Origin of the sequence: Sphingomonas sp. Leaf20, from assembly GCF_001421535.1 — a bacterium.
GTDB lineage: Bacteria > Pseudomonadota > Alphaproteobacteria > Sphingomonadales > Sphingomonadaceae > Sphingomonas.
In genome coordinates this window covers 285,195-310,793 of record NZ_LMKN01000001.1, presented here as the reverse complement: position 1 = coordinate 310,793, position 25,599 = coordinate 285,195, and the positions used below count along the sequence as shown (strand labels likewise).

At 68.5% G+C, this 25,599-nt stretch carries 24 protein-coding genes; 15 read left to right on the top strand and 9 right to left on the bottom strand.

All coding sequences use genetic code 11. The features are described from left to right. Positions 1 to 82 precede the first annotated feature (82 nt). On the top strand, positions 83 to 1,051 hold the full coding sequence (gene trxB, locus ASE72_RS01475; RefSeq protein WP_056015761.1) for a thioredoxin-disulfide reductase: 969 nt from the start codon (positions 83 to 85) through the stop codon (positions 1,049 to 1,051). Positions 1,052 to 1,328: 277 nt separating this feature from the next. Here trxB and ASE72_RS01470 read toward each other — a convergent pair whose 3' ends face one another. Genes ASE72_RS01470 through ASE72_RS01460 form a run of 3 tightly spaced genes read right to left on the bottom strand, consistent with a single transcriptional unit; the run spans position 1,329 to position 3,084 of the window. Then, positions 1,329 to 2,144, bottom strand: a complete 816-nt coding sequence (locus ASE72_RS01470) for a hydrolase 1, exosortase A system-associated (RefSeq protein WP_056015757.1) — start codon at positions 2,142 to 2,144, stop codon at positions 1,329 to 1,331. Beyond that, positions 2,132 to 2,794, bottom strand: a complete 663-nt coding sequence (locus tag ASE72_RS01465; protein WP_056015755.1) for a hypothetical protein — start codon at positions 2,792 to 2,794, stop codon at positions 2,132 to 2,134. The genes ASE72_RS01470 and ASE72_RS01465 overlap by 13 nt, the downstream gene beginning before the upstream one ends. Positions 2,795 to 2,805: 11 nt before the next feature. Continuing rightward, positions 2,806 to 3,084: an acyl carrier protein gene (locus tag ASE72_RS01460; protein ID WP_156350040.1), complete on the bottom strand. Its 279-nt coding sequence runs from the start codon at positions 3,082 to 3,084 to the stop codon at positions 2,806 to 2,808. Between the two features lie 77 nt (positions 3,085 to 3,161). Here ASE72_RS01460 and ASE72_RS01455 point away from each other — a divergent pair, with 77 nt between their 5' ends. The 12 genes from ASE72_RS01455 to ASE72_RS01400 all read left to right on the top strand — a co-directional run bounded on the left by ASE72_RS01455 (position 3,162) and on the right by ASE72_RS01400 (position 18,683). Continuing rightward, the gene (locus ASE72_RS01455; RefSeq protein ID WP_056018679.1) at positions 3,162 to 4,700 is read left to right on the top strand and encodes an acyl-CoA ligase (AMP-forming), exosortase A system-associated; all 1,539 of its coding nucleotides are present in this window, start codon (positions 3,162 to 3,164) and stop codon (positions 4,698 to 4,700) included. Continuing rightward, positions 4,697 to 5,923, top strand: coding sequence for a pyridoxal-dependent decarboxylase, exosortase A system-associated (locus ASE72_RS01450; RefSeq protein ID WP_056015750.1), 1,227 nt, complete (start codon positions 4,697 to 4,699; stop codon positions 5,921 to 5,923). The genes ASE72_RS01455 and ASE72_RS01450 overlap by 4 nt, the downstream gene beginning before the upstream one ends. Positions 5,924 to 6,063: 140 nt before the next feature. Next, positions 6,064 to 6,708 carry an XrtA/PEP-CTERM system exopolysaccharide export protein gene (locus ASE72_RS01445; protein WP_056015748.1) on the top strand — a complete coding sequence of 215 codons (645 nt, stop codon included), beginning with the start codon at positions 6,064 to 6,066 and terminating at the stop codon, positions 6,706 to 6,708. Positions 6,709 to 6,721: 13 nt separating this feature from the next. After that, a complete protein-coding gene (locus ASE72_RS01440) occupies positions 6,722 to 8,245 on the top strand; it encodes an XrtA system polysaccharide chain length determinant (RefSeq protein ID WP_056015745.1) in 1,524 nt (507 codons plus the stop codon). Positions 8,246 to 8,255: 10 nt separating this feature from the next. Then, positions 8,256 to 9,323, top strand: coding sequence for an AAA family ATPase (locus ASE72_RS01435; RefSeq protein ID WP_056018676.1), 1,068 nt, complete (start codon positions 8,256 to 8,258; stop codon positions 9,321 to 9,323). Beyond that, complete coding sequence (locus ASE72_RS01430; protein ID WP_235532186.1) at positions 9,320 to 11,005, top strand: hypothetical protein; 1,686 nt, start codon at positions 9,320 to 9,322, stop codon at positions 11,003 to 11,005. Before ASE72_RS01435 ends, ASE72_RS01430 begins: the two co-directional genes overlap by 4 nt. 12 nt (positions 11,006 to 11,017) lie before the next feature. Further along, positions 11,018 to 12,085 (top strand): XrtA/PEP-CTERM system-associated ATPase, encoded by a 1,068-nt coding sequence (locus ASE72_RS01425; RefSeq protein WP_056015739.1) that lies wholly within the window; start codon positions 11,018 to 11,020, stop codon positions 12,083 to 12,085. Positions 12,086 to 12,116: 31 nt separating this feature from the next. Next, entirely contained in the window at positions 12,117 to 12,944 is an 828-nt protein-coding gene (locus ASE72_RS01420) for an XrtA system polysaccharide deacetylase (protein ID WP_056015736.1), read from the top strand. A gap of 8 nt (positions 12,945 to 12,952) precedes the next feature. Beyond that, on the top strand, positions 12,953 to 13,972 hold the full coding sequence (locus ASE72_RS01415; protein ID WP_056018674.1) for a FemAB family XrtA/PEP-CTERM system-associated protein: 1,020 nt from the start codon (positions 12,953 to 12,955) through the stop codon (positions 13,970 to 13,972). After that, positions 13,969 to 15,294, top strand: coding sequence for a glycosyltransferase (locus ASE72_RS01410; RefSeq protein WP_056015733.1), 1,326 nt, complete (start codon positions 13,969 to 13,971; stop codon positions 15,292 to 15,294). The genes ASE72_RS01415 and ASE72_RS01410 overlap by 4 nt, the downstream gene beginning before the upstream one ends. Continuing rightward, positions 15,291 to 16,796, top strand: coding sequence for an exosortase A (xrtA, locus tag ASE72_RS01405; protein WP_268795869.1), 1,506 nt, complete (start codon positions 15,291 to 15,293; stop codon positions 16,794 to 16,796). Before ASE72_RS01410 ends, xrtA begins: the two co-directional genes overlap by 4 nt. Further along, entirely contained in the window at positions 16,797 to 18,683 is a 1,887-nt protein-coding gene (locus ASE72_RS01400; protein WP_056015730.1) for an XrtA/PEP-CTERM system amidotransferase, read from the top strand. It abuts the gene before it with no gap. 22 nt (positions 18,684 to 18,705) lie between these two features. Here the strand turns inward: ASE72_RS01400 and ASE72_RS01395 are convergent, their stop codons facing one another. The 4 genes from ASE72_RS01395 to ASE72_RS01380 all read right to left on the bottom strand — a co-directional run bounded on the left by ASE72_RS01395 (position 18,706) and on the right by ASE72_RS01380 (position 22,767). Then, positions 18,706 to 19,731 carry an alpha/beta hydrolase gene (locus ASE72_RS01395; protein ID WP_056015726.1) on the bottom strand — a complete coding sequence of 342 codons (1,026 nt, stop codon included), beginning with the start codon at positions 19,729 to 19,731 and terminating at the stop codon, positions 18,706 to 18,708. A gap of 71 nt (positions 19,732 to 19,802) precedes the next feature. After that, on the bottom strand, positions 19,803 to 20,228 hold the full coding sequence (locus ASE72_RS01390; protein WP_056018668.1) for an MAPEG family protein: 426 nt from the start codon (positions 20,226 to 20,228) through the stop codon (positions 19,803 to 19,805). A 119-nt stretch (positions 20,229 to 20,347) separates the two neighbouring features. After that, a complete protein-coding gene (locus tag ASE72_RS01385; RefSeq protein WP_056015723.1) occupies positions 20,348 to 21,409 on the bottom strand; it encodes a 1,9-bis(guanidino)-5-aza-nonane synthase in 1,062 nt (353 codons plus the stop codon). Between the two features lie 122 nt (positions 21,410 to 21,531). Beyond that, positions 21,532 to 22,767 (bottom strand): type III PLP-dependent enzyme, encoded by a 1,236-nt coding sequence (locus ASE72_RS01380; protein WP_056015720.1) that lies wholly within the window; start codon positions 22,765 to 22,767, stop codon positions 21,532 to 21,534. Positions 22,768 to 22,904: 137 nt separating this feature from the next. On the opposite strand from ASE72_RS01380, the gene ASE72_RS01375 reads away from it, so the two are divergent. Further along, complete coding sequence (locus ASE72_RS01375) at positions 22,905 to 23,867, top strand: threonine ammonia-lyase (protein ID WP_056015716.1); 963 nt, start codon at positions 22,905 to 22,907, stop codon at positions 23,865 to 23,867. A 2-nt stretch (positions 23,868 to 23,869) separates the two neighbouring features. On the opposite strand, the gene ASE72_RS01370 is transcribed toward ASE72_RS01375, so the two are convergent. Continuing rightward, positions 23,870 to 24,526 carry a hypothetical protein gene (locus ASE72_RS01370; protein ID WP_235532185.1) on the bottom strand — a complete coding sequence of 219 codons (657 nt, stop codon included), beginning with the start codon at positions 24,524 to 24,526 and terminating at the stop codon, positions 23,870 to 23,872. Positions 24,527 to 24,600: 74 nt separating this feature from the next. Between ASE72_RS01370 and ASE72_RS01365 the strand changes: the two genes are divergently transcribed. After that, the gene (locus ASE72_RS01365) at positions 24,601 to 24,780 is read left to right on the top strand and encodes a hypothetical protein (protein ID WP_056015713.1); all 180 of its coding nucleotides are present in this window, start codon (positions 24,601 to 24,603) and stop codon (positions 24,778 to 24,780) included. A gap of 104 nt (positions 24,781 to 24,884) precedes the next feature. Here the strand turns inward: ASE72_RS01365 and ASE72_RS01360 are convergent, their stop codons facing one another. Next, complete coding sequence (locus ASE72_RS01360) at positions 24,885 to 25,541, bottom strand: alpha/beta hydrolase (RefSeq protein ID WP_056015710.1); 657 nt, start codon at positions 25,539 to 25,541, stop codon at positions 24,885 to 24,887. Between the last annotated feature and the right edge of the window lie 58 nt (positions 25,542 to 25,599).

Here is a 25,599-nt window from a genome sequence, read left to right as displayed (position 1 = left end):
ATGCAGGCCAAAGCGTTCTGTCGATGGTTCAAATCACACGGTTGATCGCCTAGATGACGTCTGACTCTCCAAGGATATCAGAATGACGACGCATACCACCCGCATGCTCATCCTCGGCTCGGGGCCCGCCGGGCTGTCGGCCGCGATCTATGGCGCGCGTGCCGGAATGGCGCCGATCGTCGTTCAGGGCATCCAGCCGGGCGGCCAGCTGACCACCACCACCGATGTCGAGAATTATCCCGGCTTCAAGGACGTCATCCAGGGGCCGTGGCTGATGGAGCAGATGCAGGCGCAGGCCGAACATGTCGGCACGCGGATGATGTGGGACACGATCGTCAAGGTCGACGTCAGCAGCCGGCCATTTCGCCTGACCGGCGACAGCGGCGACGTGTATGAGGGCGAGACGCTCGTCATTGCGACGGGTGCGCAGGCCAAGTGGCTCGGCATCGACAGCGAGGAGCCGATGAAGGGCAAGGGCGTCAGCGCGTGTGCGACCTGCGACGGGTTCTTCTATCGCGGCAAGAAGGTCGCGGTCATCGGCGGCGGCAATACCGCGGTTGAGGAGGCGCTGTACCTCACGAACCACTCGCCCGACGTGACGCTGATCCACCGCCGCGATTCGCTCCGCTCGGAGAAGATCCTCCAGGAGCGGCTGTTCGCGCACAAGAGCGTGACGGTGCTGTGGAACAAGGAAGTCCGCGAGTTCGTCGATGGCGGCGGCAATGCCGGGCTGGTCGCGCTCGAGCTCGAGGACACGGTGACGGGCGAGCGGTCGCGGCTGTCGGTCGATGGCGGGTTCGTCGCGATCGGGCATCACCCCGCGACCGAGCTGTTCCGCGGGCATATCGATCTCGATTCGGACGGCTATATCTCGGTCGAGACGGGGTCGACACGGACCAGCGTCGAGGGCGTGTTCGCGTGCGGCGACGTCGCGGACAAGGTCTACCGCCAGGCGGTGACCGCGGCAGGCACGGGCTGCATGGCGGCGCTCGATGCCGAGCGGTTCCTCGCGGCGGCGGAATTTGCGGAGCTGGCCGAAGCCGCGGAGTAAGCGCGGGGGGCGTGCGTCCTTCCGATCCGCGCCCCTCCACCCGTCATCCTGACGAAAGTCAGGACCCAGAGCCAGGAACGGCATCGTCTGTAACCCTGGATCCTGACTTTCGTCAGGATGACGAGTGTGGGGAGGTGCCGGTGTTCCCCTCACATCTTTCGTCCGGCTGACGGGCGGGGGAAGCGCCAGCGTCCTATCCCACCCTCCGTCATCCTTACGAAAGTCAGGATCCAGAGCCAGGAACGGCACCGCCCGTAACCCTGGGTCCTGACTTTCGTCAGGATGACGAACTGGAGCAGGTGGCGGCGCCTGCATCGTCCGTGCAGGCGATCGCCTCCCTGACCGCGGCCTGCAATTCAGCGGCATTGGCGGAACCGGCAAAGCTGTGCGAACCGGTGGCAAGCCGCACGATCCGCGCCGCGCCGCGGTAACGCGCTGCAAACACCTGGCCGGTCGCATCCCCGGTCGCGAGCAGGATGACGACGCGCTCCGCCCAGCCGTCGATCGCACAGCAGACCCGGCTCGCGAGATCGCCCTCGACCTCCCCCGACGCTCGCGACAGTCTCACCAGACCCCGGACGAGCTTGCGCAGGTCGATCCCGCCGCGGAGCAGGCGTTTCCACGTGGCCGGATCGCGCAGCCGCACCGCATAGCGCGCGCGGATCGCGGCGGCGGGGGGGAGGTCGTCGGTCGGCGCGATCACCCAGGGGTTTGCGAGAAGCAGCCGGTCGATTCCGGCCGCCCCCCCGAACAGCGCGAGCGCGCTCGCGGCATCGCAATTGCCGAAGCCGACCAGCCGCGTGACGTGCGGCGCGGCGGCGCGAAACGCGGCGGCGGCGGCGACCAGATCAGGCTGCGCGCCGAGGAAGCCCGTATTCTCCCCCGTCGAATCTCCGACGCCGCGGCGGTCATAGCGAAACACCGGCGTGCCCCCCGCCGCCAGCCGCCGCGCTAGCATCGCCATGCCGCGGTGCGCGCCGCTGCGGATCTCGTTGCCGCCCGACACGATCAGCACCCCGGTAGCGCCCGCGGCGTCGTCGAGCGTCGCGACCAGCGTCTCGCCCTCGCAGGGGACCGCGATCAGCCGGCGCATGTGGCGATCCACCCGGCCACATCGGCAGCGAGCGCCTGCGCGAGCGTCGCGTCGCCGCCGGGTTCCGATCGCCGCCACAGCGGCGCGCCGGGATAACGCGCATTCGCGGGACGCGGATCGCTCTCGAGTCGAACCGTTCGCGACGCGGCATGCGGTGCGGCGTCGCGCAGATCGGCGAGCAGCGCCTCGGACAGGCTGTTACCCGCGTAATCCTCCTCGTCGGGCATCGTCGACGCGCCGCGGATCCGGTTCAGCTCGCGCAGAAGGTCACCGCCCGTCTGCGGTGCGAGCCGCCACCGCCCGGCGAGGCGCGCGTCGCGATCGACGAGCGCACCGCTGCGAATCGTGAGCCCATAAACCGGCGCGTCGAGCGTGCCGACAAGCGTGGCAAAGGCCTGGCGCAGATCGGCCAGCCGCAGGTCGCGCGTCTCGACCAGGCTCTCGCCGATACCGGGCAGGTCGGGCAGGAGGCTACCGATCCCGCGCCCGGCCAGCGCGCGCAGGATGTCGACGACGAACGCGCGCGTGCGGTTCGCCTCCTCGAACAATGGCAGTGCGGCGACGACGATCGGTCCGGTATCGGGGCCGAAGCGCAGCGCCGTCTCGCGCCCACCGGCCCAGTCATAATGGTCGAAGCGTGCGCCGGTCATCCCGGCGGAGGCTAGACCAGCGCCTTGCGCGCGGCAAACTGGACGAGCGCGCCGAACGTCTCGAGCATTTCCCCGTCGATCTCGTCGTCCTCGATCAGGATAGCGAGACGGTCCTCGAGTTCGGTCAGGACGCTTGCCACGGCCATCGAATCGAGTTCGGGCAGCGCGCCGAACAGCGGCGTGTCGGCGGTGAACGCGGCGACTCGGCCGGCGTCGAGGCCGAGAATGTCGGCGAGGACGGCGCGCACCGTCGTTTCGACTTGGGAAGTGCCTTCGAAGATCACGAGCATCGCCTGAACCGTTACGAACCCGGCCCCGCTAGCCTGTGGGGGTGAATTCGGCAACGGCTTGGCGCTATGGGGGGATCATGATCCCGCTCGACCCCGTCCCGTATCCGATCGATCACCTCCCGCTGCGGGGTGCGCCCGACGATGTCGCGCTGATCGATCGCGCGGGAACGATGACGTTCCGCGACCTCGAAATCGCGGTCGGTTCGCTCGCAGACTGGCTCGCGGGGCAGGGGTTGGCGAAGGGCGCGCGCGTCGCGACCTGGTTGCCCAAGACGCGCGTCGCGTGCGTGATGCCGCTTGCGGCGGCGCGCGCGGGGCTGGTCCATGTGCCGGTCAATCCGCTGCTGCGGCGCGCGCAGGTCGCGCATATCCTGGGCGACAGCGGCGCGGCGCTGCTGGTGACGCAAGGCGCGCGGGCGGCGACGCTCGAGCCGGGCGACGTGCCCAAGGACTGCAGAATTGTCGACGAGGCAGTGCTCGATCTGCAGCGTGATGGGGGCCCGGGTCCGTCCGATGCCGACCCGGATACGCTCGCCGCGATCCTCTACACCTCGGGATCGACCGGGCGTCCCAAGGGGGTGATGCTGAGCCATGCGAATCTGTGGCTGGGTGCGATTTCCGTCGCGCATTACCTGAAGCTCGACCGCACCGACCGCGTGCTGGGCGTGTTGCCACTCTCGTTCGACTATGGGCAGAACCAGCTCTTATCGACCTGGGTGGCGGGCGCATCGGTGGCGCCGATCGACTACATGGTCGCGCGCGACGTCGTGAAGGCCGTCGAACGCGTGGGGGCGACGACGCTCGCGGGCGTGCCGCCGCTCTGGGTGCAGCTGCTCGAGGCAGACTGGCCGGAAGCGACCGCGGCGCGGCTTACGCGGTTGACCAATTCGGGCGGCGCGCTGACGCCGCGGCTGGTGCGGGGGCTGCGCGCACGGTTTCCGGGCGCGGACATCTACGCGATGTACGGGCTGACGGAGGCGTTCCGGTCGACCTATCTCGACCCGTCGCTGATCGATTCGCATCCCGACGCGATGGGGCGGGCAATCCCGTTCGCCGACGTCTGGGTCGTGAAGCCCGATGGCACGCGTGCGGCGCCGGGCGAGGCGGGGGAGCTGGTCCATGCGGGACCGCTCGTCGCGCAGGGCTATTGGCGCGATGCGGAGCGGACGGCGCAGCGCTTCCGCCGCGTGCCGGCGGCGCTCGGGTCGGGCGCGGGAATGGCGGTCTGGTCGGGCGATACCGTCATCGAGGGGGCGGACGGCCTGCTCCGGTTCGTCGGTCGCGACGACGAGATGATCAAGATCGCGGGCAACCGGATAAGCCCGCTTGAGGTGGAAGACGCGGTTCTGGCGGGCGGCGAGGCGCACGAAGCGGTCGCGGTCGGCGTGCCGGACGCGCGACTGGGACAGGCGATCAGCGTGATGCTCGCGGGCGATGCGGCGGGCGAGGCCGCATTGCGAGCGCGGTTGCGAACCGCGCTGCCGAGCTTCATGCAGCCGGGCGCATATCTGTGGCGACACGAATTGCCGCGCAATGCCAATGGGAAGCTGGACAGGTCTGCCATCGCGGCTGAGGTCAGGTCCTGGTCCGCCGCGGATGAGGAGGGCGCACAATGAAGCCGATGGGTGCATTTCCGCCCGAGTTCGCGCAGCAGCATGGGCCGCTGGTGATCGGCGGGCGGTCGGCGGCGGACTGGGTCGCACACGCCGGCGACACGCCACTCTTCGTGTACGACAGCGCGATCGCTGCGGCCCGGATCGTGCGGTTCCGCGCGGCGATGCCCGCGATCGACCTGCATTATGCGATCAAGGCCAACCCGCACGGCGACCTGCTCGCGGCGATCGCGCCGCTGGTCGACGGGCTCGACGTCGCATCGGCGGGCGAGCTCGGGACCGCGCTCGGCGTCAAGCGGGCGTCGGCGATCAGCTTCGCCGGGCCGGGCAAGCGCGACGACGAACTCGCGGCGGCGATCCGCGCGGGGGCCACGCTCAACGTCGAGTCGGAAGGCGAGGCGGCACGCGGCTTCGCGATCGGCGAGCGACTGGGCATCGCGCCGCGAATGGCCGTGCGCGTGAACCCCGATATCGAGCTGCGGGGATCGGGCATGCGGATGGGCGGACGGGCATCGCCGTTCGGGGTCGATGCCGTCCGGGTCGCCGCGCTGGTGACGGCGATCGTCGCGGCCGGCGCGGACTGGCGCGGCTTTCACATCTATGCAGGCAGCCAGGCGCTCGATGCGGGTGCGATCATCGAGACGCAGGCGGCGACGATCGCGCTCGCGGCGCGGCTGGCGGAAGAGGCTGATGTGGTGCCGCCGCTCGTCAACCTGGGCGGCGGGTTCGGCGTGCCCTATTTCGCGGGCGACGTTGCGCTCGACGTCGAGCGGGTCGGTGCAGCGTTGCGCGCGGCGCTCGACGACCGCGCGGCGATCCTGCGCGAGACGCGGTTCGCGATCGAGCTCGGGCGGTGGCTGGTCGCGGAGGCGGGCGTCTACCTGACGCGCGTGATCGACGTGAAGCAGAGCCAAGGCGAGACCTTCGTCGTGGTCGATGGCGGGCTGAACCACCAGCTCGCGGCGAGCGGCAATTTCGGGACGGTCGTGCGCCGCAATTATCCCATCGCGGTGGCGACACGGATGGGGCATCCAGCGGGCGATACGGTGTCGGTCGTCGGGCCGCTCTGCACGCCGCTCGACAGGCTGGGCGACAAGGTCGCGCTGCCGCCGGTCGCGGTCGGCGACCTCGTCGCGATCTTCCTGGCGGGCGCTTATGGCGCGAGCGCGAGCCCCGCGGCGTTTCTGGGGCATCCTCCTGCGCGCGAGATCGTTACTCCAGTCTAACCCCAGCCACCGCGCCGAGGGGAGCATGGTTACGGGGCGCTCCTAACGCTATCTTCACCTGTTCCCTGCATAGCCGATCATGAGTTTAGCCGGCTGTCGGACGTCCGACGACCGGTATGGCGCCAGGAGAATAAGTGCCCATGCGTTCCGGACCCGTATCCCGTCCCCTGACGATCCTGGGGCTCGCCGCGTCGACGCTCGGCGCGTGCACGAGCGGCGGCAGCCGGCCCGTACTCCCGCCCGCAGCCTATGTCGCGAACAAGGAATTGCCGGGCGAGGAATATGTGATCGGGCCGCTCGACCAGCTCAACATCTTCGTCTGGCGCAATCCCGAGCTGTCGTCGAAGGTGCAGGTCCGCCCCGATGGCCGGATCACGACGCCGCTGGTCAACGACATGCCCGCGGTCGGCAAGACCCCGGCACAGCTGGCCGACGACATGAAGATCGCGCTCGGCGAGTATGTTAAGAGCCCGATCGTGTCGGTCATCGTCGAGAATTTCAGCGGCACCTACAGCCAGCAGGTCCGCATCGTCGGCGCGACCGAAAAGCCCGCCTCGATCCCGTACCGCGCGAACATGACGCTGCTCGACGCGATGATCGCGGTGGGCGGGCTCAATCAATATGCCGCGGGCAACAAGGCGCGGCTGGTCCGGTATGACCGCGCGAGCGGCAAGCAGACCGAATTCTCGCTGCAGATCTCGAACCTGCTGAAGAAGGGCGATTCGTCAGCCAATGTCAGGCTCGAGCCCGGCGACGTGATCATCATCCCCGAATCGATGTTCTGAGGGACGTGATCGCATGAACGGCATTTACGACGAGGTGCGGGTCGCGCTCCACGCGATATGGACGCGACGCTGGCTGGCGCTCGCGGTGGCGTGGGGCGTGTGCGTGCTCGGCTGGCTGTTCGTGTCGCAGATCCCGAGCCGGTACGAATCGCGCGCGCGCGTTTTCGTCCAGATGCAGTCGCTGCTGCCTGCGAGCATGGACCAGCCGACGCCATCGAGCCAGACGAGCATCGACACGATCCGCCAGACGCTGACCTCCGCGGTCAATCTGGAGAAGGTCGTGCGCGGGACCGACCTCGCCAATACGGTCGCCAGCGACCGCGACGTCGCCGACCGTGTCGCGAGCCTGGCGCAGAACATCAAGGTGACCTCGGCGCAGGACAATCTGTTCGAGATCGCGACGACCGCCGCGAGCCCGAAGCTTGCGCGGACGATCACGCAGAAGCTGATCGACATCTTCGTCGAGGCCAATCTGGCGGGCGATCGGACGAGCACGAGCCAGAGCCTGTCGTTCCTCGACAAGCAGCTCGAGCAGCGACAGAAGCAATTGCAGGACGCCGAGGCCAAGCGCGCGGATTTCCAGAACCGCTATCTCGGATCGCTGCCGGGCACCGGATCGGTCGGCGACCGGATCGGCGCATCGCGTGCGCAGATGGCTCAGGTCGATGGCGACCTCGCGGCGGCGCAGTCCGGGCTTGCGGCTGTGCAGGGGCAGATGGCGGGTACGCCGCAGTCGGTCGCAGGCAGCGGCGGGACCGCAGGCACCGCCGGACCCGCACGCGCGCGGCTGTCGGCAATCCAGGGACAGCTCGCGGATGCGCGGGCGCGGGGCTATACGGAGAGCCATCCCGACGTGATCGCCCTGAAGGCGCAGCTCGCCCAGGCGACCTCCGCCGCGCGGAGCGAGCCGCTGTCGGGTGGCTCGGGGGCAGGGTCGACGCCGAACCCGCTTTACGTGTCGTTGCAGGCGATGATGGCGGACAAGCAGGCCGCGGTCGCGTCGCTGAGGATCCGCAAGGCCCAATTGCAGGGTGATCTCGAGCAGCTCAACGCCAAGCTGTCCGAAGACCCGACGGTCGCGGCCGAGCAGGGATCGATCGACCGCGATTACCAGGTGCTCAAGGACCAGTATGACCAGTTGCTGACGCAGCGCGAGCAGATCGCATTGCGTGGGCAGGCGCAGTCGCAGACCGATCGCGTGAAGTTCAGCGTGATCGATCCGCCGACGACGCCGCAGACGCCGAGCGCGCCGAACCGGATGCTGTTGCTGACGGGGGTGCTGATCGCAGGTCTGGGCGCGGGCATCGGGGGGGCGTTCGCGCTCGGCCAGCTCCGCGGGACGTTTCCGACGAGCGCGAAGCTGGAGCGGACCGCGGGGATGCCCGTCATCGGGTCGATCGGCGAAGTCGTCACGCGGACGCAATCGGATCACCGCGCCAAGCAGCTGAAGCTGTTCCTCGGCGGGACGGCGGCGCTCGGCGGTGCATATATATTGCTGCTCGGGGTCGAGATCCTGCAGCGTGGCCTCGCGGCCTGAGGACATGACCATGCCCGACACGACACCCTCATCGGACAAGCGGCCGGCATCGACCGCGCCGCGCGCGCGCGAAGCCTCGCTGCTGGAGCGCGCCGCCAAGGTCTATGATTTCAGCCAGCACGTGCGCAGCCGTGCCGCGGTGCCGCCGCTGGCGGATTCGGCGTCGGCCAGGACGGCCGACCGGACGATGACGGACACCGGAACCGGGGCCGGATCGGCGCCTGATTCCGATGCCGCGGTCTTTACCGATCCGACGTTTCTCGCGATCCCCGAAGAGCTGCGCGCGCCGATCGGGCAGGAACTGCCCGACGAGTTTCATATGCCCGACGAGCCCGGCGACGTCGCCATGATCGACCGCGGGATGCTCGCGGCCAACGGGATGATGGTGCCGGGTGCGCCGGTCGGCCCGCTCGCCGAGGAATTCCGGCTGATCAAGCGGCAGCTGTTGATCACGCGCGCGCGGATCGCGGAGATCGACGGTGCATCCGAACGCGCGCGGACGATCCTGGTGTGTTCGGCAAGGCCGGGTGACGGCAAGACATTCTGTGCGATCAACCTGGCGATGTCGATCGCCGCCGAGCGCGACACCGAGGTCGTGCTCGTCGATGCCGACGTCGCCAAGCCCGACGTGCTGAAGCAACTGGGGCTGACCGATGCACCGGGGTTGCTCGACGCGCTGGCGGATACCAGCATCGACGTCGAGACGCTCGTGGTGCGGACCGACGTCCCGCATCTGTCGATCCTGCCTGCGGGTCGCAAGACCGCGATGGATACCGAACTGCTCGCCAGCGCCCGGACGCGCAGCGTGCTGTCGCGGCTGATGGCGGCCGATCCGCGCCGCATCGTGATCTTCGATTCGCCGCCCGCGCTCGCGGCGTCGCCTGCCGGCGTGCTGGCGATGCTGGTCGGGCAGGTGATGCTCGTGGTGCGCGCGGATCGGACCCCGGAGGGCGAGGTTCGCGCTGCGGTTCAGCGGCTTGACAGCTGCGAGCATATTCAACTCGTCCTGAACGCGGTATCGTTCGTCCCCGGCGGCGCGCGGTTCGGCAGCTATTATGATCAGGGAGGCGCGAGGTGACGAAATTTCGGGCCATGATCGGCGGGACGGCGGCGCTGTTCGCCACGCCCGCGCTGGCCCAGGCGGATGCGTCGTCCGCGGGCGGGGCCACGCGCCGGGTCGTGGTCGTGCCGTATATCGAGGCGACGCAGATACTCGCCGCTGACCTAAGCGGCGACAGCAACGTGCTGACCTACACCTCGCTTGCCGCGGGCGTCGATGCGGCGGTCGCGACCGCGCGCGTCAATGGGCAGCTGAGCTATCGCTACGAGCGCCGGTTCTCCTATGACGACGACATCGGCGATACCGATATCCATTCGGGTCTCGCGCGCGTCGATGCGCAGCTGACCCGGAACCTGTCGCTCGAGGCGGGGGGCATCGCGACGCGGTCGCGGTCGGACATTCGTGGTGCCGCGCCCGGCGTGCTGGTCGGCAACGTGTCGAACATCGCGCAGGTCTATGCGGTGTATGGCGGTCCCAGCTTCAACGCGCAGTCGGGCGACGTCGTCGTCAACGCCAATTACCGGCTCGGCTATACCAAGGTCGAGACGCCGACGTTCGGGACGACGGCGACCGGCGGGCAACGGCTCGATTATTACGATGATTCGGTCGGGCACACCGCGACGGCGAGTGCGGGGTTCCGGCCGGGAACGCTGCTGCCCGTCGGGTTGACCGCGAGCGCAGGCTACGACCGGGAGACGGCGGGGCAGTTGAGCCAGCGCTACGAAGGGTATTTCGGTCGCGGCGACGCGCTGCTGCCGGTGTCGCCCTATGTCGCGCTGACCGCGGGCGTCGGTTATGAAAAGATCGAGACGAGCCAGAAGGACGCGCTGGTCGATGCGACGGGCGTTCCCGTGCTCGACAGCGACGGCCGGTTCCGGACCGCGCCCGGGTCGCCGCGCCGGATCGCGTATCGCACCGACGGGCTATATTATGACGCGGGCGTGATCTGGCGGCCGAACCGGCGCACCTCGGTCGCGGCGCGTGTCGGCGAGCGATACGGATCGCTCAGCTTCACGGGGACCGCGACCTATCAGGCATCGAAGGACGTCGGACTCGCGGTCAACGTGTATGACGGCGTGCAGACGTTCGGACGCCAGTTGCGCACCGGACTTGCGAACCTGCCGACGAGCTTCATCTCGCCGAGCCAGGGTTTTGCGCAGCAGTTCAACGGCTGCGTGTTCGGGGCGACCGGTGCGGCGCCGGGCGGCTGCCTCGACGACGTGTTCCAGTCGATCTCGACGTCGAGCTACCGCGCGCGCGGGATCGACGCGGTGCTGGTCGCGACGCGCGGGCGCAACACGTTCGGCGGCGGGATCGGCTATGCCAGCCGCAAGCTGTATGCGCCCGACGGTGCCCCCGGGCTCGTGGTCAGCGGGCTCGAGGACGAAAGCTATTACGGACAGCTCTATTACGGCCGCTCGCTCAGCGCGGTGTCGGGGCTGAACGCCACCGCGTTCGTCAATTATTTCGAGACGCAGCTGGGCGGCCAGTCCGGCGGGCAGTCCGGCGACCAGCCCGGCAGCGGGCTGATCGCGACGGGCGACGACGGCGTGTGGTCCTATGGTGCGACAGGGACCTATTATCATAATTTCGGACGGCTTGGCACGACCGCGTCGCTCGGACTGTACAGCTTCAAGGTCGGCGATTTCGACAGCGACTGGTCCGCGCAGGCGCTGCTCGGTGCACGGTATCAGTTCTAGGATATTTGGCAGATGTACGACGAACATTACGGACTGACGGGACGCCCGTTCCAGCTCACCCCGGACCCGCGTTTCTGGTACGAGACGGGGACGCATCGCAAGGCGATGGCGTATCTCGGCTATGGCCTGGCGCAGGGCGAGGGCTTCATCGTCATCACCGGCGACATCGGCGCGGGCAAGACGACGCTGGTCGGGCATCTGATGGACACGATCGACCATGAGAGCCTGAACGCGATCCGTCTGGTGTCGACCGCGATCGAGGCGGACGACCTGTTGCGGATCATCGCGACCGCGCTCGGCGTGGATCCGGCGGGGCTCGAAAAGGCACAGCTGCTGACGGCGATCGAACGCGGGCTCCACGCCGTCGCGCGCACGGGCAAACGAACGCTGCTCATCGTCGACGAGGCGCAGGCGTTGCCCGTGTCCGCGCTCGAGGAATTGCGGATGCTGTCCAATTTCCAGACGGGCGGGCACGCGCTGCTGCAGATCCTGCTGCTCGGCCAGCCCGAATTCCGCGACCGGCTGCACGGGTCGGAACGGCTCGAGCAGCTGCGTCAGCGCGTCATCGCGATCCACCACCTCGATCCGATGGAGGAGCATGAGGTCGCCGACTATATCGCGCACCGTCTTTCGGTGGTCGGCTGGCAGGGCAATCCCGATTTTGCGGACGATGCGTTCACCGCGCTGTACCACGGGTCGGATGGCGTACCACGGCGGCTCAACATGCTCGCCGGTCGCGTGATGCTGTATGCCGCGATCGAGGATCTGCGCGTGATCGACGGCGAGGTGGTGCGCACGGTGCAGCGCGACCTGATGTCCGATATGCCGGTCGTCGCGACGGCGGCGGCAAAGCCTGCGCCAGACGTCCAGCCCGCCGCCGCGGTGGCCCCCGAGCCGGTCGCCATGATGACCGACCCGGCAATCAGCGATCGCGTTGCTGCGCTGGAGGCACGCGTCGAGCAGCAGGACCAGGCGATGCGTCGGATCCTGACATTGCTCGTCGACTGGATCGAGGGCGACGAGCCCAAGCCCGATTACGCGCCGATCCGCGGGGCTGCGCACTGGCACGACGCGGCCTGACCGGGTGACGCAGCGGACGATCCTGAACGGCATGTCGGTCGACGTCGAGGACTGGTTCCAGGTCGGCGCGTTCGAGACGGTCATCGACAAGCGCGACTGGGACGGCCTTCAGTCGCGCGTCGAGGCGAATACCGATGCGGTGCTCGCGCTGTTCGCCGAAAGCGGGGTGCGGGCGACGTTCTTCACGCTCGGCTGGGTCGCGCATCGCTATCCCCGACTGATCCGCCGGATCGTCGATGCGGGGCACGAGATCGCGAGCCATGGCTGGGATCACCAGCGCGTCTTCACGATGGATGCAGGCCTGTTTCGCGCCGACCTCGTTCGCGCGCGCGCGGCGATCGAGGATGCGGCGGGGCAGCGCGTGACGGGATATCGTGCGCCCAGCTTTTCGATCGACCAGCGTACCCCCTGGGCGCACGTCGTGCTGGCCGAGGAGGGCTATGCCTATTCGTCGAGCGTCGCACCGCTCGTCCATGATCATTATGGCTGGCGCGACGCGCCGCGCTTCGCGTTCAGGCCGCTGCCCGACAGCGCGCTGCTCGAAGTGCCGGTAACCGTCGCGCAGTTCGGCCAACGGCGCGTCGCCACGGGGGGCGGGTTCTTCCGGCTGTTGCCGTCGGCGCTGATGGATTTCGCGGTGCACCAGGTGAATGCGCAGGATCACGCGGCGATGTTCTATTTTCACCCCTGGGAGATCGATCCGGGCCAGCCGCGCGTCGCCGCGGCGCCGCTTCGCTCGAAGATCCGGCATTATTCGCGGCTAGGGGCAATGGCGGGCAAGCTGCGCGGGCTGATCGGGCGGCATGACTGGGGGCGCGTCGATGCGGTGGTCGCAGCCGAGGCGGGCCGTTTGCAGTGACGACGACCATGGTCCGCGAGGCCAATCTTGAAGACGCGGGCGAGCGCGCGCGGATCACGGCGTTCGTGACCGCGACCGAAGGAGGTACGCCGTTTCATCTGCCCGCGTGGAGCATCGCGGTCGCACGCGGCTGCGGGCAGCGCGCGCGCTATCTGGTGGCGGAACAGGGTGGCGCGATCGTCGGCGTGCTGCCGTTGACCGAGATGCGCTCGCCTCTGTTCGGGCGCGCCTTGGTCTCCGCGGGGTTCGCGGTCGATGGCGGCGTGCTGGGCGATGCGGTGGTCGAACCGCTGGCGGCGGCGTCTTGGGCTCTGGCGCAGCGGATCGGCTGCCCTTCGGTCGAACTGCGCGGTGGCGCGGTGCCGGCGGGGTGGGACAGCGACTCGGACAGCTATCTCGGCTTTGCGCGCGATCTGGCCGCGGATGACGATGCGGAACTCCTCGCCATTCCGCGCAAGCAACGCGCGGAGGTGCGGCGTGCGCTGGGCTATGCGCTCGACGTCGTGACCGGGAACGATCGCGCGCTGCTCGCCGAGCATTACCGGGTCTATGCTGAATCGGTCCGCAACCTCGGGACGCCGGTCTTTCCGGCGCGGCTGTTCCGCTCTGTCGTCGAGACGATGGACGCGGACGTGCTGACCGTGCGGCATCAGGGGCGGGCGGTCGCGAGCGTGCTCAGCCTGTATCTCGGGGGCACGGTCTATCCCTATTGGGGTGGCGGTACCGAGGCGGCGCGGGGCTTGCGCGCGAATGACCGGATGTATTTCGCGCTGATGGCGCACGCGCGCGCACGCGGCTGCACGCGGTTCGACTTCGGGCGGTCGAAGACGGGAACGGGGGCGGCCGCGTTCAAGAAGAACTGGGGTTTCACGCCCGAGCCGCGACTGTACGCCAAGCGCAGTGACGGGCCGGCGCGCGAGGTCAATCCGCTCAACCCCAAATATGCGCTGATGGTGCGGAGCTGGAAGAAGATGCCGCTCTGGGCGGCCAATCTCGCGGGACCGTGGATCTCCCGGGGTCTGGGGTGAGCGACCTGCTGTTCCTGGCGCACCGCGTGCCGTTTCCGCCCGATCGCGGCGACAAGATCCGCAGTTTCCATGTGCTCCGCTATCTCAGCACTCGCATGCGCGTCCATCTGGTCGCGTTTGCCGACGACGCGGCGGACCTCGATCCGCCTGTGGGCTTCACGAATATGCTCGCGAGCTGCACGATCCTGCCACGTGGCAAGTCGCAGCCGCGCGCCGGGATCGAGGCGCTGGCCACCGGCAAGCCCGTATCGCTGACGGCGTTCGCCTCTTCCGCGATGGAGGACGCTGTCGACCGCATCCTGCCACGGGTTGGCGGCATCTACTGCTTCTCGGGACAGATGGCACAGTACCTCCCCGATGACGGGGCCCCCGCGGTCATGGACTTCGTCGACATGGACTCCGCCAAGTTCGCAGGCTTCGCGGACGAGTCGCGCGGTCCGATGCGCTGGATGATGCGCCGCGAGGCACGGCTGTTAGGGGCCTTCGAGCGGGAGATCGCGGCAAGGGTCTCCGCCAGCCTGTTCGTCAGCGAAGCCGAGGCCGCGCTGTTCCGCGCAGGCGGCGCGACCGGACGCATCCTCGCGGTCGAGAACGGCATCGATTCGGCGACGTTCGATCCGGCTGGGCAGGGTGCAATTCTGTCCCACCACCCCGGCGCAGGCCGGGGCCCAAATGGGAAGGTCACAGGAACCGGGGACAGTCCGTCGCCATCGCCGTCTCCCAATTGGACCCCGGCCTCCGCCGGGGCGGCTAAGGGTGGGGTGGTACTGGGTGAGGTGCGCGCGGACACGTTGATCGTCTTCACCGGCCAGATGGACTACCGCCCGAACATCGAAGCCGTGACGTGGTTCGCGCGCGACATCCTTCCCCAGATTCGCGCGCGACACCCGACGGCGCGGTTCGCGATCGTCGGTCGCGCGCCGACCCCGGCGGTGCAGGCACTGGCAGACGATGCCATCACCGTCACCGGCGCGGTCGACGACGTGCGCGGCTGGCTCGCCGCAGCCGATGCGTGCGTCGCCCCACTCAAACTCGCCCGCGGCATCCAGAACAAGGTGCTGGAGGCGATGGCGATGGCGCGGCCGGTCATCGCCTCGGCGGCGGCGGCGGAAGGCATCGAGCACGCCGGCACGATCCGCGTCGCGGCGGACGCGACGGATTTTGCAGCGCAGGTCTGCGCGGTGCTGGATGCGCCTGCCGCAGCCGCGACGTTGGGGCAGGCTGCACGCGCGCAGGTGCTGCGACGCTATGGCTGGGACGCGCGGTTGGCGCCGCTGGATGCGCTGTTCGGGTTTGAGGGCAGCGACCGGACCGCGTTGTGAGCGGTCGACTGGCGGCGCCCTGGCCACGGCATCTGCTCGCGCTCGGCGTCGCGGCGCTGCTGATGCTGGCACTGTTCCGCCGCGACGTCGCCGATCTGACGACGATCTGGTGGACCAGCACGACCTTCGGGCACTGCCTGTTCATCGCCCCGGTGATCGCCTGGCTGGTGTGGCAGCGGCGCGGCGAGCTTGCGCAGCTGACGCCGGTCGGCTGGTGGCCGGGGCTGGCGCTGGTCGCGGTCGGCGGCGCGGGGTGGCTGATGGGCGATGCGGCGTCGGTTAATCTCGCGCGGCAATTGGGGCTGGTGGTGATGCTACAGGGCGCGGTCGTCGCGATCCTTGGCCCCAATGTCGCGCGGGGGCTGCTGTTTCCGCTCGGCTATGCGGTGTTCCTCGTACCGTTCGGCGAGGGGATCGAGCCGCCGTTGCAGGCGGTGACCGTCGCGATCGTCATGCCGCTGCTACATCTGGTCGGCGTGCCGGCGGTCGTCGACGGCGTGCTGATCCATGCCGGCCGGTATTACTTCGAGGTGGCCGAAGCCTGCTCGGGCGCCAAATTCGTGATCGCGATGGTCGCGTTCGGGGTGCTCGTCGCCAATGTCTGTTTCGTGTCGTGGCGGCGGCGCGCGGCGTTCCTCGTAGTGTCCGTGGTCGTGCCCGTCATCGCCAACGGGTTTCGCGCGTTCGGGACGATCTGGGCGGCGGAGCTGACCTCGGTCGAGGCGGCCACGGGGATCGACCACATCGTCTATGGCTGGCTGTTCTTCGCGCTCGTGATGGCCGCCGTGCTGGCGATCGGCTGGCGCTGGTTCGACCGCGCGCCCGACGATCCCGCCTTCGATCCCGCGCGTCTTCAGGCGGTCCCGCGCTATCGCAGTGACCTTGCCGTCGTCACGCTGCTCGTGCTGGCGGTCGCCTCGGCGTTTCCCGCGTGGAGTGCGGCAGTCGCGGGGCGGCGGCAGGCGCTGCCCGCGCAGATCGCGCTGCCCGACGTGCCCGGCTGGCACCGCGTCGATGTCAGCGTCCGCGCGCCGTGGATGCCCTGGTATCCGGGTGCGGACCATTATCTGTTCGGGCGCTATGCCGATGCGTCGGGCGCGACCGTCGACATGGCGATTGCGGTATTCGGGCGGCAGGGCGACGGGCATGAGCTGATCGCGTTCGGCACGGGGGTGCTGCGCGAGGAGGATCGCTGGGTCCGCGTCGCCGACCTTCCCCCAGTCGCGGACGCCGCGGGCGCGCGCGGTTCGGCGATGCGGATTACCGCGCCGGGACCCGTGGAGCGCATCGTCGCGACGTGGTACCGGGTCGGCAATGCTACCACCGATGACGGGATGATCGTGAAGATCGAGACGATGAAGGCGCGGCTGTTGGGCGGACCGCAGCGCGCGGTGGCGATACATGTGTCGGTCGAGGGGGCGGACGCACGGCCGATGGCGCGGTTCCTCAAGGCGCTGGGGCCCGTCGCCACGGTCGCCGATCATGCCGCAAGGCTTCGCTAGATGTGCGGTATCGCGGGGATCTTCCACCCGGGCATCCCCAAGCCGGTCGATCCCAACCGCATCCACGCGATGATCGCCGCGCAGGCACATCGTGGTCCCGATGGCGACGGCATCTGGACCGCACCAGGCGTCGGGCTCGGGCATCGCCGGCTGTCGATCATCGACCTTGAAGGCTCGCCGCAGCCGATGTCGGACGGCGATCTGACGATCAGCTATAATGGCGAGATCTACAATTTCGCCGAGCTTCGCGCCGAGCTGATCGCGGCCGGCGCGCGGTTCCGGACCAAGGGCGATACCGAGGTGCTGCTGCACGGCTGGCGCGCCTGGGGGCCGTCGATGCTCGACCGGCTGAACGGGATGTTCGCCTTTGCGATCCACGACGCGGGCGCGCGCGTGCTGTTCCTCGCGCGCGACCGGCTCGGGATAAAGCCGCTACATTATGTCGAGCTGGCGGACGGGTCGGTCGCGTTTGCTTCCGAGCTGAAGGGTCTGCTCGCCAATCCGCTGGTGCGGCGCGCGCCCGATCTGTCCGCGGTCGAGGATTACATGGCGCTCGGCTATGTCCCCGACGACGCGTGCCTCGTCGCGGGCGTCAAGAAGCTCGCGGCGGGGCATTTCCTGCTGATCGAGCGCGGGCGTGGCGTGCCCGCGCCGCGGCGCTGGTGGGACGTCGACTTTTCCAACCGCGCGACCGGGTCCACCAAGGCGCTGGGCGAGGAACTGGTCGAGCGGATGCGCGCGGGCGTGCGGTCGCGGATGGTCGCCGACGTGCCGCTCGGCGCGTTCCTGTCGGGCGGGGTCGACAGCTCGGCGGTGGTCGCGCTGATGGCGGAGGCGAGCCCGCGCGCGGTCCGGACCTGCACGATCGGCTTCGACGAGGCGGGGCATGACGAGCGGACCTATGCCACGACGATCGCGCGGCGGTTCGCGACGGATCATGTCGAGCGGGTGGTCGATACGGACGACTTCGCGCTGATCGATACGCTCGTCGCGGCGTTCGACGAGCCGTTTGCGGACGGATCGGCGCTCGCGACCTATCAGGTCTGCGCGCTGGCGCGCGAGCGGGTGACGGTCGCGCTGTCGGGGGATGGCGCGGACGAGGCGCTCGCGGGCTATCGCCGCTATCGCTTCCAGGCGGCGGAGGAGCGCGTGCGTGGGATGCTGCCGGCGTCGCTACGGACGCAGGTGTTCGGGGCGCTGGGGCGGCATTACCCCAAGGCCGACTGGGCGCCGCGACCGTTCCGGGCGAAGTCCACCTTGCTCGCGCTCGCGGCGGGCGGCGGCGAGGCCTATGCGCGGTCGGTCGGAGTGACGGCGCCCGAGGTTCGTGCACAGCTGTTTTCAGGCGCGGCGCGGGTCGCGCTTGGCGGATACCGGGCGGAGGAGCGCTATGTCGCGACGATGGCGGATGCGCCCGCGCGTGATGCGATCGACCGCGCGCAATATGCCGATATCAAGCACTGGTTGCCCGGCGACATCCTGACCAAGGTCGACCGGACGAGCATGGCGGTCGGACTCGAGGCGCGCGAGCCGCTGCTCGATCACCGGCTGATCGAGTTCTGTGCGACGCTGCCCGTCGGGATGCGGCTGCACGCGGGGCAGGGCAAGTGGCTGATGAAGAAGGCGATGGAGCCGTATCTGCCGAAAGACATCCTGTATCGCCCGAAGATGGGGTTCGTGACGCCGATCAGCGCGTGGTTCCGCGGCGCGCTGGCGGCCGAGGCGAGCGCGCTGGGGTCGTCGCGGATGCTCGGCGAGACGGGGTGGTTCGACATGGCAGCGGTCACCGCGCTCGCCGAGGCGCATCGCGGCGGGCGTGCCGAGCATGGCCGGACGCTGTGGCAGCTGCTGATGCTCGAGCGGTCGTTGAAGCGGGTGTTCGGCTAACCCCAGCCGCGCATACCCGCCGTCAGAGCGGCGCTTCGGGGCCGATCGCTTCGCGCATCCAGCGGTCGAACAACTGCGGCCAGAGCGAGCCCGGCGAGCTCGCTGGCAGGCGCGTGCCGAATCCGTGGCGACCGCGGCGCAGGATGTGTGCCTCGACCGGGATACCCGCGCGGCGCGCGGCGGCGAGCATGTCGAGGCTGTTGGCGACGGGCACGGTGTCGTCGTCCTCCGCATGCACCAGGAACAGCGGAGCGTCGCCGCTGCGCAGGTTGCGGTCGATCGCATAGCGCGCCTGCATCCCCGGATCCGGATCGGGGCCGAGCAACTGCGCACGCGACCCGCCATGGCTGCGGCCGGGATCCATGTTCGAGACGGCGTACATCAGCCCGGTAAAGGCGGGACGCGCCGACTGGCGGTCGGCGGCGTCGATCGGGCGGTACACCTCCAGCCCGTGATGGATCTCGAGCGAGCCGGCGAGATGCCCACCCGCCGAAAAGCCCAGCACGCCGAGCGTCTCGGGACGGATGGCATAGCGGCGCGCATTGGCGCGGATCAGCCGCATCGCACGCTGCACGTCCGACAGCGGCACGTTGGCGCGATCCGCCCAGCCTTCGCCGGGCAAGCGGTAGCTGAGCACGAACACCGTGATGCCAAAGCCGTTCAGCACGCGCGCGACGTCGATCCCTTCGTTGCGCAGCGAGGTGATCGAATAGCCGCCGCCGGGGCAGACGAGCACCGCGCGCCCGTCGGGGCGCTGCGGGCGGAAGACGCCGACCTCGGGCTGGACGACGCCGCGCATCTGGACGTCGCGATACTGGCCCGGGCGCCCGGTGATCATCGGACGCGGGCGGGGCAGCGGCGTTGGCGCACCCGCCGGAATGCCGGGCCAGAGGCCGAAGCGTTCGGCGGGCGGCCAGACGGGGTCACCGGGCAGGCGCGTCGTGCCAGTGGCCGCCGCGGACTGGCCGGCAGCATCGGCAACCAGCGCGGCGGGAGCGAGCCCGGCAGCGAGCGGAAGCGCGAGCAGCGTGCGACGGTCGAAGGTCATGGCGACCCTGCTAGCCGATCCGGATCGCGCAGGGGAAGGGGACATCGACGCCCGGCGAAACGGCTGCGTCGTCAGAACACCGCGAGTGCCGCGTGCAGCGTGAGGGCTACCAGCGCGAGGCTCGAGAGCAGGAACAGGATGAACCGGGTCTGCACGCGGTTGGTGGTCGCCTGTGCGATACTGTGGGCGATTCGCAAGCCGACATAGGCCCAGGCGATCCAGGCGTTCACGCCGTCGCCGGTGTCGGTGAGCGTGATCACCGTACAGACCGCGTAGAACAGCGTCGGCTGTTCCATCAGATGATTGTAGTTATGCGCCTTCCACTGCGCACTGGGGGGCAGCGAGCGATCGGCATCGGCGGCACGGGTGCCGACGAGGCTGCCCAGACGGACACCGGCCGCCTTCATTGCGGGCAGCCGCGTCGCGAGCATCCAGAGCAGCATCACCAGCGTCCAGGCGATCAGCGCCACCATCGGCCGCAGGATCTCGCTGTGGATCAGGTCGTCATGCATCAAAAAGCCTCCCCCGGTTCCCCGGAGGAGGCTGCATCAATCACCGGCGCGTAGCAAGGTCGACCGCATTCCGCTCCTCCCCCTTGCGGGGGAGGATTTAGAGGTCAGGCCTTGTCGAAGCTGGCGCCCCACTTGCGGACCGGGCGGTCCTTCCACAGGCCGCGGTGATACGCGTCCGATGCCAGCAGCGGCATGACCGAACCCGCTTCGGCGAACACCATCTGCTCGATGCCGGTGTTGACCTTGCCCCACGACGCCGCCTCCTGCAGCGTCGACGACGAGCAAGCCCCGTCGCGCACGTCGGCGACCGTGATCTGCACCGCGTACTTGTGGACCTGGACGTCGTCATGGCCGAGGATCTCGGCGCAGACGACGGTGTCCTGGATGAAGTTCTTCGGCACGCCGCCGCCGATCATGAGCAGCCCGGTGGTGCCGGCCTTGATCTTGATCTCGGTGAGCTCGCGGAAATCGGCGATCGCGTCGAGGACCATGTACGGCTTGCCCGCCTTCGCCGCATCGACCTGATGCTTGACCAGACCGAAGCCTGCCGAGCTGTCGACGAACGCCGGGCAGAAGATCGGCACGTCATGCTCATAGGCGAGCTTGACGAGGCTGTTGTCCTTCTTGCCGTGCTCGACGAGATACTTGCCCATCTCGCGGATGAACTCGCGGCTCGAATAAGGGCGGGGTTCCAGCGTCTCGGCGATCTCGAAGATCGTGTGGTCGACGTGCTGGAGCTCTTCCTCGTCGATATAGGTGTCGTAGATCCGGTCGATCATCAGCGAGCGCAGGACGTCGTCGTGCGGCACTTCGAGCGCCTGGTAATGCTTGTGGCCGAGGCCCTCGAAGAAATCCATGTCGACGATGGTCGCGCCGGTCGCGACGATGCCGTCGATCATGTTGTTGCGCAGCAGCTCGGCATACAGGTCCATGCAACCGCCGGCGCTCGTCGAGCCCGCGATCACGAGGAAGATCGTGCAGTCCTTGTCGGCGAGCATCTGGTTGTAGATGTCGGTCGCACGGCCGAGGTCGCGGCTGGTGAACGACATCTTCTTCATCGCGTCGACGATCGGCCGCGCGTCGAAGCTCGTGATGTCGATATGCTCGACGGTGGTGGACAGGAGCTCAGCCTTGCGCTGCGCGTCGATGCGGGTGTCTTCGGTCATTGGGAGAGGTCCTCATACGTCGTCATCCCGGCGAAAGCCGGGACCCAGAGCCACGCAGACGATCGCTGGTGGCTCTGGATCCTGACTTTCGTCAGGATGACGGTTATTATTGCGGTCGGCTGTTACAGCTTGACGACGTTGGACGCGAGGTCCTGGTACCGCTCGTCGTACAACGAGACCATCGGCTCGTCGGTGACGATCACCGTCTCGTCCGATCCGAACCCGTTGAACGCGGTCCGCATCGCCGAGCCATAGGCGCCGAGCATGCCGATCTCGATATAGTCGCCGGCCTGGATGTCCGCGGGCAGCAGGAACGGCCCGACCATGTAATCCATGTCGTCGCACGTCGGACCATAGAAGCTGAACTCCATGTCCTTCGCCCGGCTGTCCGGCTCGCGGAGCAATTCGACGGGGAAGCGCCAGCCGATATGCGCCGCATCGAACAGCGCGCCATACGCACCGTCGTTGATGTACAGCTCGGTCCCGCGGCGCTTCTCGACGCGCACGATGATCGACGAATATTCCGCGCACAGCGCCCGGCCCGGCTCGCACCACAGCTCGGACGAATAGCTGACGGGAAGCGATTCGAACGCACGGTGGATCGTCTCGAAGAAATGCTCGAGTGGCGGGGGCTCCATGCCCGGATAGGACGACGGGAAGCCGCCACCGACGTCGATCACGTCGACCGTGACCGCCGCCTCGACGATCGCCGCACGGACACGCTCCATCGCGTTCGAATAGGCCTCCGGGGTCATCGCCTGCGAACCTACATGGAAGCAGATGCCGAGTGCGTCCGCCGCCTGGCGGGCCGCGAACAGCAGCTCCTTCGATTCGCCGGGGGCGACACCGAATTTCGATGCGAGCGAAAGCTTCGAATGCTCCGACGACACGCGCAGCCGGACGCACAGCGTCAGATCGGTGGCTTCGTTGGTGGCACGAACGACCTTGTCCAGCTCTTCCAGGCTGTCGAGGCTGAAGGTGCGTACGCCGTGCGTGTAATACGCCTCGCGGATCGCTTCCTCGGCCTTGACCGGGTGCATGAAGCACAGGGTCGCCTCTGGGAGCGTACGGGCGACAAGGCGCACCTCCGCGATCGACGCCACGTCATAATGCGTGATGCCGTTGTCCCACAGGATCTGCAGGAGTTCGGGGCTCGGGTTCGCCTTGACCGCATACATCGAGCGGCCCGGAAACTTCTCCGTGAAGAAGCGGGCGGCGCGCGCAGCGGCGTGCGGTCGAACGAGCGTGACCGGGTCAACCGGGCGCCCCTTAGCGATGTCGATGCCGCGCCCTGCATTGGCGGAAACGGCGGTCGAATGGGCTTTCGCTAGCCCCAGCGCGTTATGATGCTTGTGCAATTCAAGGGACCTCCAATGTCCTGAGACAAATTACGAAAACACTGCCTTGCGGTTGGAAGTCCCATGGGGCAGCGGAAGGGCGATTTAGGGTCGCTTGCCCCCCATGTAAATAGCGTAGGCCGCGTAGGAGACGACGTGTGACGATTTTGCGACAGCCGACACGGGCGGGGGTTCGCGACGCAGCGGAAAAGATTGCCAGAATTCTCCCCGCAACGCCGCTTTTCACCCATGAAATCAAGGGTGTCGTGGTGTCTTTCAAGGCGGAATCGCTGCAACCGGTCGGAGCGTTCAAGATCCGCGGTGCATGGCATCGCCTGACCGCGCTCGACGACGCGACTCGCGCACGGGGAGTCGTCGCCTTTTCGTCCGGCAACCATGCCCAGGGGATCGCGTGGGCATCGAAACGCCTGGGGATCGCGGCGACGATCGTGATGCCGTCGGACGCACCGCGCACGAAGCGCGATGCCACGCTGGCGCTGGGGGCGGAAGTCGTCGCCTATGACCGGGCGACCGAAAGCCGCGAGGCGATTGCGGCACGGCTGGCGGAGGCGCGCGGCGCGACGCTGGTGCCGAGCTTCGACGACGCGTGGATCATCGAGGGGCAGGGAAGTGCGGGGATCGAGGCGGCGGCACAGATGGTGGCGCTCGGTCTGGGTACGCCCGCGCGCATCGTCATCCCGTGTGGCGGCGGCGGACTGTCCGCGGGGGTCGCGTTGGCGGTGAAGGACGCACGGATCACCGTCGTCGAACCCGAGGGCTGGGACGACATGCGGCGCTCGCTCGAGGCGTCGTGGATCGAACCCGTTGGCGACAACCCGCCGCCGACCGCGTGCGATTCGCTCCAGACGCTGCGCGTGTCGCCGCTGACCTTCGACGTGCTGTCGCGGCGCGATGCGACCGGTGTGGCGGTCAGCGAAACGGAGATCGCCGCGGCACAGCGCTGGGCGGCGGAGACGTTGCGGCTGGTGGTCGAACCGGGGGGGGCCGTTGGGCTGGCGGCGGTGCTCGCGGGCAAGGTGCCGCTCGAGCCGGGACTGCTCGTCATCCTGTCGGGCGGCAATGTCGACCGGGCGGCCTATGCGAAGGTAATGGCGGGCTGACCTCAACCAGTGGTCGGCAACGTGCGGACCGCCGGTTTCGCGCAGGCATAGGCCTGTTTGTAGCCGCGGTTCCAGCAGGCGACGAGCCCGTCGAGGATGTTGAGGTTCATCGGCCAGGCAAAGGCGCGCGGCTTTCCGTCGACGCCGACCGGTGCATAGCCGGGCGGTCGCGGCAATGCCGCCAGTCTGGCGCGCGCGGCATCGAGACCCGCAAGGTCCCTGCGCAGAAAGGCGATGCTGCCGTCGACATAGAGGTTCCAGCCGAACGCGGCATCTTCGGCGGAAGCCTTGCGTGCGGTTTCGAACAACGCGATCGCCGGGGCCGTCTGGCCGGCATTGGCGCGCAACTGACCTTCGTGCCAGTTGAGCAACCCGGCGGTTCTCGGCTCGCCGCCATGCGCCGCGCGCCACGCCTGGATCGCGTCGGCCGCGGCGAGATCGCACCCGGCGGCCGCGAGCGCGCGCCAGCCGCCGGACATCGTCTGGTCGAAAGCGCGTTCGTCGAGCGCGAGCATCGCGGCCTTGTCGTACCGGCAGCTCGCGGGCGTGGGAGCGGCGAGCGGGGGCTTCCGACCGGCAGCGACTGGGGCGGCCTGCGCGACGACTAGGGCAATGAGGATCGGCATTACGGCTCCCATGTCCGGATGGACGATCGCCATGCTATTTTCGTGCTCGCCCGAGTCAATGCGGCGAGCCGGTTTCCTTATCGCCGCGCCTGTGTCTAACACGGGGCATGAACGCTGCCCTCGTCACGATCGCCGCCGCCGCGCCCGCAATTGCCATGCTCGGGATGTTCGCCTGCCTGGTCGGCGGAGTCGTGCTGATCGTCAAGAAACGCGACCGCACCAAGGGCGTGCTGATGCTGGTGATGGCGGCCGTGCTGCTCGCCAATGTCGCGATCTGGACGCTGTAACGCCCCACCGGCGCTGGCGAGGATGCGCTGCGCGTCGCGCGGTGGACGGGGGGCGTCCGCGGAACCGATCCGCCTGACGCCCCTCGTCTAAACGTCGGCAGGGTTCAGCGGATCGGCGAGTTGGGGTCGAGACGCATGTCGAGATACTTGTCCACGCTGCCCATCAGCTGCGGCATTTCATGCTCGAAGAAGTGGTTCGCCTTCGGGATCGTGTCGTGATGGATCGTGATGTGCTTCTGCGTACGCAGCTTGTCGACGAGCTTCTGCGTGGCACCCGGCGTCGCGACCTCGTCGCCCTCGCCCTGGATGATGATCCCGCTCGACGGGCACGGCGCGAGGAACGTGAAGTCGTACAGATTGGCCGGCGGCGCGATCGAGATGAAGCCGCGAATCTCGGGGCGACGCATCAGCAACTGCATGCCGATCCACGCGCCGAAGCTCACGCCTGCGATCCATGTCGTCTGCGCCTCGGGGTGGAAGCTCTGCACCCAGTCGAGCGCGCTTGCCGCATCGGAGAGCTCGCCGACGCCGTTGTCGAACACGCCCTGGCTCTTTCCGACGCCACGGAAATTGAACCGCAGCGTCGCGAAGCCGCGGCGCTGGAAGGTCTTGTAGAGCTGTTGCACGATCGCGTTGTTCATCGTGCCGCCAGCCGAGGGATGCGGGTGGAGGATCATCGCGACGGGCGCGCGCGGACGCGGCCCCGGAGCAAATCGACCTTCGAGACGGCCTTCGGGGCCGGGAAAAATGACTTCTGGCATGAGCACTCGCGAGCTGGAATACGCACTCGGGTGGAGTGCCGGGCTATGCGCGCTATAT